Below are 11,260 nucleotides of genomic sequence, written 5' to 3'. Positions count from 1 at the left end.
CGAGCACCAAGAGGAGACTGGAAATGACCGCGATCGGATACGTCACCAAACAGGAAAACGGCGGCTACAAGGGCCAGCTCAAGACGCTCAGCGTCCGCGCCGACATCGATATCGTGCCCAATCAGGCAAAGAGCGCCGACACCCATCCCGACTTCCGGGTGCTGACGCAAGGGGTCGAAGTGGGTGCGGGCTGGATCCGCACCGGCGAGACCTCCGGCAAGGACTATGTGAGCCTGTCGATTGCCGCCCCCGAGTTTGGCCCCCGCAAGCTCTACGCCAATCTCGGCCGCGCCGCCGGCCAGGATGACGACGACACTTACGCCATCATCTGGAACCCGGTCGACTAACCGGCCGATCCGGAAAGCCCCGCGCCGCCACCGGCGCGGGGTCCTCTCTCAGGACCCGTGAGGCTGCCGAAGGGGGCGGCGAAAACTCGCCCCCCACTCTTCGCCCGTCCCCAAAACGATCTCGCTCGCCGATCCTCGCCTTCGCTTGTCCGTAGCGAAACGAGGATCATCATGGACGACGAAAACGAACGCGCAGCGCGCGCCAAGAAGGGCAGTCCGTTTCTCAATACCGCGCAAGCGGCCTTCTATATCGGGCTGTCCCAGCGCACGCTGGAGAAGATGCGCCTCAAAGGCGGCGGCCCGCAATTCCGCAAGCACGGCCGCTATGTCCGCTATCACATCGACGAACTCGACGATTGGTCGAAGGGGCACGCGCAGGAGACCGGGCCCGAGGACGGCGGGCACGATTCCGGCTCGGCCGGCGAGGGAGGCCGCTCATGAGCCGGCGTCCCACCATCCATCTGATCGGCAGCCATCTGCGGCGCATTCGGGCGCGCAAGACGATCGCCATGGCCACGATGGGCCTTGCCCTGATCGGCTTCGCCGCGTTCGGCAAACCATCGCCCTGGCTGGTCTGGAACGCCTCGGCGAGTGCGCCGGTCGGCCTCTATCGCGTCGCGTCCGGATCGCCGGCTCTTGGTGATCTCGTACTCGTCCGCCCGCCAAAACCGGTCGTCGATCTGGCCGCCGAACGCTTCTATCTGCCCAGCAACGTGCCGCTGGTCAAGCACCTTGCCGCGCTGGCTGGCGAGCACGTCTGCGCCTTCGGCGACGCCATCATCATCGGCGGCGAGATTGTCGCGCGCCGGCTTGCAACCGACACGCAGCACCGTCCGCTGCCTTCGTGGAATGCCTGCCGAAAGCTCGCCGCTGCCGAGGTTTTCCTACTCGGCAGCGACAAAAATCGCTCGTTCGACAGCCGCTATTTCGGGCCGGTGCCGACCGAAAATATCATCGGGAGGCTCGTGCCGCTATGGACCGAGTGACCCTCCTGATGCTGGGCATGGTGTCTCTCGCACCATGCTCCTGTTCCGCGGCGACCAACACGAAGCCGGTCGTCATCTCCCATAGTCCGCAGCTTGCGAGATGGCAGCCCTTCGTAGCCGAAGCAAGCCGGCGTTTCAGCATTCCACAGACTTGGATTTATGCCGTCATGGATGCCGAAAGCCGGGGGCAGACAAGGCTCAATGGACGGCCGGTCACGTCGAGCGCCGGTGCCATTGGCCTGATGCAGGTGATGCCAGGCACCTACGAGGAGTTGCGCGCAGAGCTTGGCCTGGGAGCCGCCCCGCACGACCCTCGCGACAACATTCTGGCAGGCACTGCCTATCTGCGCGCCATGTATGACCGCTTCGGATTTCCAGGCCTGTTTGCAGCCTATAACGCCGGGCCGGAGCGCTACGAACAGCATTTGCAGCGTGGGCGGCCACTGCCCAGCGAGACGGTTTCGTATCTGGAAGAGGTCAAGGCGGCGGGCATTTCGGCCGCCGATATGGACGCGCTCACCGACAAATCCCGTTCCAAAAGCGCGCCGGGAATCCCTTCCGGGCAGTCGCTGTTTTTCCTCCGAAACGGTGTTTCCGTGACCGGCCCGAATGGCCACCTCCTGGTGCCGCTCGGATCGGAGCGAGCAAGGTCAGGCCGGCCGGATCGCAGGTGAGGGCAGCGGCTACCGCGGTTCGGGCGGGGGGCAGGGAGGCAGGTCCGCGGAAGGCAAGATAAAGGCATCGCCTCCTGAGGCGGCGAAGTGTTTGTCTGCACATCGTTTTCCCGGGAGGTTGCCTGCGGGTCCAGGAGGGTCTGGCGCGCAAGCCTCTGATTTTGCTGCTGGTTCATCGGAGGCCGCATGCAGGATGACGAATTCACGCCGAGGCTCGGCAAAATTGGCTCGCGCGGCTCGAAGGCGGGCAAACGCTACGCTGGCCAGGTCCAGGCCGCGGTCAACCGAGCAGGCGGCAGGAGCGGACGCGGCAGCCGCTTCATCGGAAGCCGGGTGGGGCGCGGCGGGGCTGCTGCCGCCGTTCTTAGAGCACGCGACCGCCACGCGGCGTTTCGGCAGCGGCGCGCAGTCGTCAAGGCACGCATCGTCAAGCTGGCCGGCAAGGGAGTCGACGGAGCTCGTGCGCACCTCCGCTACCTCCAGCGCGACGGCGTCACCCGGGAAGGCGAGCGTGGCGAGCTCTACGCTGCCGACAAAGACCACGCGGACGGCAGGGCCTTTCTCGATCGCGCGAACGGTGACCGTCATCAGTTCCGCTTCATCGTCGCCCCTGAAGACGGTATCGAGTATGATGACCTGAAGCTGCTCACCCGGCGCCTCATGGCGCAAATGGAAGAAGACCTCGGCACCAGGCTAGACTGGGTGGCCGTCGACCATTTCAACACCGGCCATCCTCACACCCACATCATCGTGCGCGGCAGGGACGATCACGGCGAAAACCTCGTCATCGCGCGGGACTACATCTCCTCTGGCCTGCGCGAGCGCGCAGCCGAACTGGTTAGCCTCGACCTTGGCCCGCGCACCGACCGCGAGATCGAGCAGCGCTTGCGCCAGGAGATGGAGCAGGAACGCTTCACCAGCATCGACCGGCAGCTGATGCGCATGCGCGACGAGGGGCATGTCTCACCAGCCAGCCGAGACACCTTTCGCCAGACGCTGCACCAGGGCCGCCTGCGCAAGCTCGAGCGGATGGGCCTCGCCGAGGAGATGCCTTCGGGTCGCTGGCGCCTGGAGGATGATCTCGAAGCCACGCTACGCCGCATCGGCGAGCGCGGCGACATTGTCAAGACCATCCATCGCGAGCTGACCGGCAAGGGGCTCGTCCGCAGTGCCGCCGACTATCTTATCCACGATCGATCCGACGGGTCGGCCCAAACCGTGGTCGGACGTGTCGTCGGGCGCGGGCTGGCCGACGAAATCACTGACCGCCATTACCTCGTCGTCGACGGCGTGGACGGCAAAAGCCACTATTTTGATATCGGCAAAGGCGAGGCCACCCAACCGACACCAGAAGGCTGCATAGTGCGGATCAGGCCGAGGGACACCGGGCCAAGAAAAGTCGACCGCACAATTGCCGGCATCGCCACGGTCAACGACGGGCGCTACAGCATCGATATCCATCTCAAGCATGACCCCTCGGCCACCGAACGCTTTGCCGAAACGCACGTGCGGCGACTGGAGGCGATCCGCCGTGCGACCGGTGGCGTCGAGCGCGAGCCGGACGGCACATGGACAGTCGCGCCCGACCATCTCAACCGCGTCGCGGATTACGAGCGTCAACGAGCGAGGGCCCAGCCTGTTGTCGTCGACAAGCTCTCATCAATGCCGCTGGAGAGCCAAGTAGGCTTTGACGGCGCCACCTGGATCGACCAGGAGCTGGTATCAGCCCACCCTGAGTCCTTGCGCGACTCTGGCTTCGGTCGAGAAGTACGTCAGGTCCAGGCCCGCCGACAGCAGTGGCTGATCGCGCAAGGTCTTGCCCATGATGCGCAGGATCGGGTCATCTATCGCGCCAACATGCTTTCAATGCTGCGCCAACGAGAGCTGAACCGTGTTGCCAGTCAGCTCTCGGACGAACTCGGGCTCTCGTATTCTGAAGCGCAGCATGGCAATCGAATAGACGGTACGCTGCGCCGCTGCGTCGAGCTCGCCGGCGGAAAATACGCTGTCATCGAGAAATCGCGCGAGTTCACGCTGGTGCCCTGGCGGCCGGTGCTTGAGCATCATATCGGCAAGGAGGTGTCTGGCGTGGTGCGCGCCGAGGGGATTTCCTGGACGATCGGACGGCAGAGGAGCGGGCCTGGCGTTTCGTGAACTGGCTACAATTTATTTGTTCACGTTGAAACAGGTACTCAGCCCAGACGGAGTTCCTCCGCCTGCTGCTTGCTCGCAGCATTCATTTGGCGGAGAGTCAGTGTTCTGCATTTTGTAGTTCGCTCTGTCAAAAAGCGCTGGGAATATGCATCATGTTCTGCGTTGACACGGAAGCCGGGCCGACAGGTGCCGCCCTGTGGTTGCGGATCGGCTCCCGATGGCTGCCAGCTAGAAAGGTGGGCTGACTCGTGATAGCGCAAGGGGCTATGGCGGCCGCGGTACGGCGAAGCGAGCTCTGGCATCGAGGATGAAGCCGCACTTCCCGATCTTATTCTACTCGCAGGACCGGCAGACGCGGCGGCCGCCCCTGCGGGTGCTGTTGGCCCTGGCGTGAACTGGCAGTCCGTCCCGCGGGGACTTTGTAACGGAGAAAAGTCGCTGCGATGGCCCGGGTGACGATGCGGTCAGCGACCATGCCAGACGAGATCGGCAGCTTTCTGCCGCGGCACGGCGCCGGAGCCATCAGGCCGCCGCGACATCGGGTCTGGCGCACCTTCGGATGTTGGCTGGCCGCGGTTTACTTCGAGCAGCGCCGGGTGGGTCATGCGGTGCCGCTACTGGGCACCGAGGCAGCTTTGGGCATGAGACCCGTTCAATCGCGCCGGCCACGTCGGTCATCGCGACATCTGGAGTCGAGGCCAGGTCAGACCGGGAAAAAAACCTGCTCGTCGCGCGGGAGCCCCGGGTTGCGCCGTCGATCCTTCCGCCCAACTCAGCGCCGCGCGACCAGCAATAGCCCCTTGCCCCGAAACTGACGCCAAGCCGACGGACCCGCTCTGCGCATACCGATGCCGTCCGCGCCGTCGTCGGCGGAAACCAGCGAGCCGTGGACCTCACACAATCTGAGCCGCTGGTGACGATGTGCATCGCCTACTTCCATCCGCACTCCTATCGACGAACTCGCCCGCTGCCCGCGGTGATGCGAACCCGTGGATGAATATTTCGCCGAAGCCGCAGTGGGGGCTCAGCCTCGACGATTTTTTTGCCTTGCCCCGGCGGGCGGCGCAACCGAGCATCGAGACAAAAAACGGGAAAGGGAGGGCACCAGCCCGTTAGAGCCGTGGCCATGATGATGTGGGGACGATCTCCTGGAAGAAATGTGGAGATCGACGCTCTCCTGACGCGCTCATCGAAGATTTTAGGCCGCGCCGACGTGGCTGCTTGAGCGATAACACTCACTCCGGAGGCCCCAGTGCGGCTCCTTGGCCAAGCTGCTCGGCACGCCGTGAGTGTGCTTTCTTGTTTGGGGAAGGGACTTACGTCTACAACAATCTCGTTTCGATCTACGATGGAGAGTCGGCGAGACAAGTGTTGCTGATGTTCATTGGCTCCGTAGCAACTTCTGCAGTCACAATGCAGCTTATGTTCCTATGCTGGAGAGTTGGCCATTCAACTCGCGTAGCTCGCTTTGTTGCGGTGGAGCTTGGTCAGAGCACACTGCTGCTTTACCTGCTTCAGGGCGCCGTGTTTCGCTTCATGGATCTAATAGGGTTCGGAGAGCTTTGGGATCTCCCGAGCAGAATCGGGTTCGCCACTTTGCTTGGTGCCGCGATCGTTGTCTCCGCTTGACAATTCGCAGGATTGCGCGTGACCACGGATGGTTGTCGCGCGGCTACGCTTAATATGTGACGACGCTTGCGCCTTGTAGGCAATTGTTGCGGCCGCCCACGGCCGACATGAACGTGCTTAGCCGCACGTTTTCTAAGTGAGGCGGAAAGAGGCGCGCGACCCCTCTCCCCAGCAACCCGCCTTGCGGATTCCTCCTCTGCCCGCTTCGCAGACGGGGATACCCTCCGCCCCCTTGCTATTCGTTGCCCGCCGCTATGCAAAGGACGGGCGACCTGAATCCGTGCTCAAGCCGATCTGGCGGCAGAGGGGGGCGGGCTGAACATGGGACCCGTGATTGACATAATTGCCGCGCGAATTCTCATGCTCGCCTAACCGGCCGGAACGATTTGCAATCCGGGCAGGCTCGACAAATCAAGGAGTAGCTCGTTCCGTGTCCAAGCCCAGACAAGTCTTGGTTATCTCACGGGCGCGATACAAAAGGCACAGGCTGGACTTGGCTGCCGGGGGCGGGGCTTGTCGACCGCTCGATTGAAAGTGAGATGCGAGGCGGAGAATCACCCATGTGCAGAGCGGCAAGGCGCTCGCCTACCTCCCTGTCATTCACCGTCAGCCGATGGTTTAGACGAAGATAGTCCGTCCATGTCGGCGTGCGGAATGTCTCGGTCCAAAGCGTCGACTTCTGAAGGTCGCGCTGGAGGGTCCAGTCCCGCGCACCGGCGCGGCTCTGAACGCGCCGCCTTTCGCGCATGCAGCTCAGAAATTCATCGATACTCTCCTCGGGTATCGAGTACTCCACCTTGATCACGATCGGACCGCTCCTGGGCTTCAAAGGGAGGGCCAGTTCTGGTGGCCTGAAGTCGACGGCCGCTTGATCCGATTCCTCCCATAGCCGCACTGGCAATAGCTTTCCCACAGCCGCGACCAGCAACAGTGCCGCTGCAGCACCTTCCAAAGCCCACGTCAGCGAATAGTACTGCGCGACAGCACCCCAGATCCAGCTGCCCGCTGCCATGCCGCCGTAGGTCAGGGCGTAATAGATGGACAGGGTCCGACCAACGACCCACCTTGGGCTTGCCAACTGCACACACACGTCGGTTCCGGTCCAGGTGACAACCCAGCCAGCGCCACCGATTGCAAGCGCGATCGCCGCCACAGCCACCGACGATGTGAGGGCCATCAAAAGGCAACACGTTGCGCAAGCAACGGATGCGAGCGTGATCAATCGGTTCTGGGACGTAATGCGTCTCAAGTAGCTGCTGCCAATGCCGGCTATGAAGGCGCCTGTGCCGAAGCCAGCCAATAGCACCCCGTAAACAATTGGCCCTCCCGCCAGCTGGTCGCGAACCAGGAGGGGGAGCAGAGCAAGGATCGAGATGCTTGACAGCCCGAATAGGGTTGCACGCACAATCGCCACTCTGATCTCTGAGGATATTGCCGTGAATCGCATGCCATCATGAATGGCCGTAGTCATCCGCTCGCGCGGAAGAGGCGAAAAGCGAACTTGCCACTTTGAGCGCAGAACAGCGCTCAACGGGACCAAGTCACTCAGCGCAGCGAGGGCGAAAGCCGTAAGGGGGCCTAGCAAAGCTAAGATTACACCGCCCAGCGCCGGTCCTATGCTCCGAACCACGTTGTAGCCCACCGACATCAGCGTCACTGCGGCGGGTATGTCGCGCTTTTCCAGGATATCGCCTACCGACGCGTGCCATGCTGGATCGTTCAAGGCAAAGCCGCATCCGGCCAAGAAACTCAGTCCCAGGATCAGCCATGGACTAACAAAGCCCAGTCCCACAGCGAGTGCCAGCGCCGTGGATGCCAGTGCGATAAGGCAGTGTCCGGCAAGCATCACGCCGCGGCGGCTGAAGCTGTCTGCAATGGCTCCAGCAAGGATCGACAAGAAGAACGCGGGCAGTGTCGATGCAGCCTGTACGAGCGCAACCATTAGATCGGAGGCTGAAATCGTCGCCATGAGCCAGCTTATAGCCACGCTCTGCACCAGCCAGCCAAGGCTGGATATCTGCGTGGCTGTCCAGATAGAACGAAAGACCGGGTTGTGAAGAGGGATCAGTGTGTTTGCCGCAAAGCGCGGAGGATCTTGACGCCGCATCACTTCTCTCCTCCACTGGGTGTCGTTCGTCCGCTCATTTGCTTACAGCGGTGCGCTCTGTGCACAGACTGCGTCACAACGAAGTTCCGAAATCGCGCTCGCAACAAGGACAATGTGACATCCATGGTGCCGATGCGCCTTGAGGTACCAACCTGGCTGTTAGCTGATGGGTCCCGCAGCCCGCTGGGTGCGGTCAGTTCTGCCCTGCGACTCTTGGCTTTGGACGGTGCTAGCGCCCCGATGGCCGGCTTGTCAAACTGCCGTAGTGCCAGCACATCCATCCCATCTGTTGACCGCGATCTCCGACGAGGTCGAGCAAGCAGTAGGTCAACGGCAAATCTGGGTATTTCCGCTATCCGGTCGAGCGCGTGGCCATCGTCCGGAAACCCGAAGACGTTCATCACCCAGGCGACCACCACGCCCGAGACAATGCGGCACGGCGGTAGCGGTTCACCAGAGGACGTGCGTTCTACTCAGCAGGAACATTGTTCTGCCGATCGTCGGCTGCGCCAGCCGTCACGTAAAGCGGCGCCAGAGTTCTTGCACCCGTCATTGGACTCCCGCTTTGCAGGTTTCGCCTAGGGCCTGCATCAGGTCATCTATAATGTCCTGAGGATGTTCAAGCCCTACAGAAATTCGCAGCAATCCGCCTGGCGCTTTGGACTTCGCACCTTCAACGGATGCGCGATGCTCTATGAGAGAATGCGTCCCGCCAAGGCTTGTCGCCCGGACAACAATCTTCAGGCGGCCGGCCACGGCCATTGCAGCATCGGCTCCGCCCTCGACGATAAAGGATAGCATCGCTCCGTAATGGCTCATTTGCCGCGTAGCAAGATCGTGTCCCGGATCAGTTTGCAAACCAGGAAAGAGCACTTTTTCGACGCGCGGATGAGACGCCAGGGCCTCGGCCACTTTCTGGGCGCCTTCGCAATGGGCGCGCATGCGGACCGGCAATGTCTGCAGGCCCCGCAACGCCAGCCAACAGTCGAAGGGCGCTGCGACGCTGCCCTTGTGTTTCTGGACCATCCGCAATGGGCGACCGAGGGGTGACGCGTTTGGGACAATGACGACACCGGCCATCAAATCCGAGTGGCCGCCAATGTACTTTGTCGCCGAGTGCATCACCGCGTCTGCCCCGATTTCGAGTGGCAGTTGAAGCACTGGGGTGGCCCACGTATTGTCCACCACCGCCAACGCGTCTGCCTCGTGCGCGATTGCGCAGATGGCCGCAATGTCGACAACGCGGATCATCGGGTTTGACGGCGTCTCGACCCAGACGAGGCCAGTCCGCTTCGATGTCACCGCGGCGCGCAAAGCGTCCAAATCGCGCATGTCGACGGGGGCAAAGTCGAAGCGAGACCCAATGTCGGTCTCTTCGATCAGCGAACGAATGCCGAAATACATGTCATCCGGCAGAACGATCCGACCCGCCGACGGATGGCTCTCGAAAACTGCAGCGATTGCGGCCATGCCCGAAGCGAAGGCGATGCCGTCTCCCCCTCCCTCAAGCGTCGCCATGGCCGCCTCGAACGCATTGCGTGTCGGATTTCCATCCCTTGTGTATTCGAAGCCGGACGGAAATGACCCGTTGGCGCCTCGTTCGAACGTCGTGCTGGTGTGCAGCGGCATGGATACGGCCCCCGTGGACGCGTCGACACCTCGGCCGCAGTGGATCGCCTTCGTCTCAAAACGCATCGGTTATTCCTTCCTAACGGGCAGTTGCAATTTCGTGCCGGTCATTATACTGACCGCAATACGTGAGCCGAGGACCCAAGTCAATATAATGACCAATGTTACGGAAGCGTTTGATGCCGAGCAAGCGCTTGGGCAAGCGATAGCAGCCCGGATCCGAGACTTGAGGCGTGACCAAAGCCTGACCCTGGATCGCCTGGCTAAACTAAGTGGCCTATCGAAGGGAACCGTGGTCGCGATGGAGCAGGGTAGGGCGAACCCCAGTATCGGCATACTGTGTCGGCTGGCGGCGGCGTTTTCGCTCTCGGTGGCCGATTTGTTGAACGAGCACCCTTCCACGGTGCGCCTTCCCATCGAGCGGACAGAGACCAGGAGGCTTTGGACGAGCGCCAAGGGAAGCTCTGCGCAACTGCATTCGTCGACCTCGGGACGCACGATGTTCGAACTGTGGAGCTGGGTCATGATGCCGGGCGATGTGTTTTCCGCGGACGCTCATAGTCCGGATACGCGCGAGCTGATCTCGGTCAGTCAGGGTGCCCTGAGCGTTGTGGTAGGTACCCACGTGGAAATTTTAAGCGAAGGCGAGAGTGCGCGGCTTGTCACTGACCAACCTCACTCATATGCGGCGGCATCTGATGTGCCCGCCCACTTCACGATGGCGGTGCTTGAGCGTGGTGGACACCGAAATCCGGGGCACTCGTCGACGGCAGCGAAGATTCAGGGGCACGTTCCGTAAGGCCCCGCCGATTACCAAAAACCCGACATTCGCGACAGGAGATAAACCGTTGTACGTTCCGCCTCATTTTGCCGTCCCTGATCAGAACGCCCTGTTTGACCTTATCGAGAGACACCCGCTGGGTATCCTCGTCACCCAAAGCAAAGGCACGCTGGACGCGAACCACCTCCCTTTCGAGCTTGACCGCTCGAAGGGAGACAAGGGCGTTCTCAATTGCCATGTCGCTCGCAAGAACCCAGTCTGGGAGGAAGTCGCCAATGGCGATGAGGTTCTCGTAATCTTCCGTGAGGCCGACGCTTACATCTCGCCGAACTGGTATCCGAGCAAGCATGAATTCCACAAGCAGGTGCCGACCTGGAACTATCTCGTCGTCCATGCCCACGGACGCATCACTGTCCGGGATGATGAGCGGTATGTGCGCCGCAACGTGGCGAAGCTCACTCACATGCAAGAAGCCTCGCAGCCGGTCCCATGGAAGATGGGCGACGCGCCGAAGGACTTCATCGACACGATGGTCAGGGCAATCGTCGCCTTGGAGATCGAGATCACCGGCCTGGTTGGAAAATCAAAACTCAGCCAGAACAAAGAGTTGCGCGACATTCAGAACCCTGGCGAAATGCTGCGTGCCCAAGGGGCCATTGCGATGGGAGAAGCGATGCTCGCGGCTGCGGCGGTCAAATCCCAATAGCATGTGTCTTGTCCCGACAAAGCCGCTGGTGCCGGCTTCCCGACGGGTCACCTAGTCCGCCTTGACGCACGGCAATAGCGTTTGACGGCCTGAAGCGACGCTGTGGTCACCCTTGTGATGCTTTTCCACGCGCCTGGTCAGGCGACAGGATTGCTCCGTCGTGAGGACAGGCGGGAGTTTGCAGGTTGCGGTGGGCGGGTTCGTTTCCGGCGCCTGCGCCCCGTCGTATGTCGCGAGTTGAGGAATG

9 protein-coding genes and 1 pseudogene are annotated in these 11,260 nt (G+C 61.9%); 8 read left to right on the top strand and 2 right to left on the bottom strand.

All coding sequences use genetic code 11. From position 1 onward, the window contains the following. The first annotated feature begins 23 nt into the window (after positions 1–23). From NLY43_RS11985 to NLY43_RS32485, 6 genes and pseudogenes are all read left to right on the top strand, one after another. Positions 24–347 (top strand): DUF736 domain-containing protein, encoded by a 324-nt coding sequence (locus NLY43_RS11985; protein ID WP_023672372.1) that lies wholly within the window; start codon positions 24–26, stop codon positions 345–347. A gap of 171 nt (positions 348–518) precedes the next feature. After that, positions 519–788, top strand: a complete 270-nt coding sequence (locus tag NLY43_RS11980; protein WP_023672373.1) for a helix-turn-helix transcriptional regulator — start codon at positions 519–521, stop codon at positions 786–788. Next, positions 785–1,333: a S26 family signal peptidase gene (locus NLY43_RS11975; protein ID WP_023711845.1), complete on the top strand. Its 549-nt coding sequence runs from the start codon at positions 785–787 to the stop codon at positions 1,331–1,333. The genes NLY43_RS11980 and NLY43_RS11975 overlap by 4 nt, the downstream gene beginning before the upstream one ends. Next, positions 1,321–2,007 (top strand): lytic transglycosylase domain-containing protein, encoded by a 687-nt coding sequence (locus NLY43_RS11970; RefSeq protein ID WP_023704126.1) that lies wholly within the window; start codon positions 1,321–1,323, stop codon positions 2,005–2,007. The genes NLY43_RS11975 and NLY43_RS11970 overlap by 13 nt, the downstream gene beginning before the upstream one ends. 186 nt (positions 2,008–2,193) lie before the next feature. Beyond that, positions 2,194–4,161, top strand: a complete 1,968-nt coding sequence (gene rlxS, locus NLY43_RS11965; RefSeq protein ID WP_023711844.1) for a relaxase/mobilization nuclease RlxS — start codon at positions 2,194–2,196, stop codon at positions 4,159–4,161. A gap of 1,289 nt (positions 4,162–5,450) precedes the next feature. Further along, a pseudogene (locus tag NLY43_RS32485) lies at positions 5,451–5,843 on the top strand (nodulation factor fucose acetyltransferase NolL); the annotation flags it as partial. 407 nt (positions 5,844–6,250) lie between these two features. On the opposite strand, the gene NLY43_RS11955 reads toward NLY43_RS32485, so the two are convergent. Continuing rightward, positions 6,251–7,897, bottom strand: a complete 1,647-nt coding sequence (locus tag NLY43_RS11955) for an MFS transporter (protein WP_023704122.1) — start codon at positions 7,895–7,897, stop codon at positions 6,251–6,253. Positions 7,898–8,446: 549 nt separating this feature from the next. Further along, positions 8,447–9,526 (bottom strand): trans-sulfuration enzyme family protein, encoded by a 1,080-nt coding sequence (locus NLY43_RS11950; RefSeq protein WP_245261060.1) that lies wholly within the window; start codon positions 9,524–9,526, stop codon positions 8,447–8,449. Between NLY43_RS11950 and NLY43_RS11945 the strand changes: the two genes are divergently transcribed. Both NLY43_RS11945 and NLY43_RS11940 read left to right on the top strand, forming a co-directional pair. Further along, on the top strand, positions 9,525–10,325 hold the full coding sequence (locus NLY43_RS11945) for a helix-turn-helix domain-containing protein (RefSeq protein WP_245263933.1): 801 nt from the start codon (positions 9,525–9,527) through the stop codon (positions 10,323–10,325). The genes NLY43_RS11950 and NLY43_RS11945 overlap by 2 nt on opposite strands. Before the next feature lie 49 nt (positions 10,326–10,374). Beyond that, positions 10,375–11,013: an FMN-binding negative transcriptional regulator gene (locus tag NLY43_RS11940; RefSeq protein WP_023672382.1), complete on the top strand. Its 639-nt coding sequence runs from the start codon at positions 10,375–10,377 to the stop codon at positions 11,011–11,013. The last annotated feature ends 247 nt before the right edge of the window (positions 11,014–11,260 follow it).

The sequence above is a fragment of the Mesorhizobium sp. C416B genome, assembly GCF_030323165.1.
GTDB lineage: Bacteria > Pseudomonadota > Alphaproteobacteria > Rhizobiales > Rhizobiaceae > Mesorhizobium.
Note: the sequence above shows the minus strand (reverse complement) of the source record. Positions and strands in the feature narration are given on the sequence as shown.

Coding starts and splice junctions, on each gene's coding strand:
- NLY43_RS11985 (WP_023672372.1), top strand. CDS start 24: ATGACCGCGATCGGATACGTCACCAAACAGGAAAACGGCGGCTACAAG.
- NLY43_RS11980 (WP_023672373.1), top strand. CDS start 519: ATGGACGACGAAAACGAACGCGCAGCGCGCGCCAAGAAGGGCAGTCCG.
- NLY43_RS11975 (WP_023711845.1), top strand. CDS start 785: ATGAGCCGGCGTCCCACCATCCATCTGATCGGCAGCCATCTGCGGCGC.
- NLY43_RS11970 (WP_023704126.1), top strand. CDS start 1,321: ATGGACCGAGTGACCCTCCTGATGCTGGGCATGGTGTCTCTCGCACCA.
- rlxS (WP_023711844.1), top strand. CDS start 2,194: ATGCAGGATGACGAATTCACGCCGAGGCTCGGCAAAATTGGCTCGCGC.
- NLY43_RS11955 (WP_023704122.1), bottom strand. CDS start 7,897: ATGCGGCGTCAAGATCCTCCGCGCTTTGCGGCAAACACACTGATCCCT.
- NLY43_RS11945 (WP_245263933.1), top strand. CDS start 9,525: ATGGATACGGCCCCCGTGGACGCGTCGACACCTCGGCCGCAGTGGATC.
- NLY43_RS11950 (WP_245261060.1), bottom strand. CDS start 9,526: ATGCCGCTGCACACCAGCACGACGTTCGAACGAGGCGCCAACGGGTCA.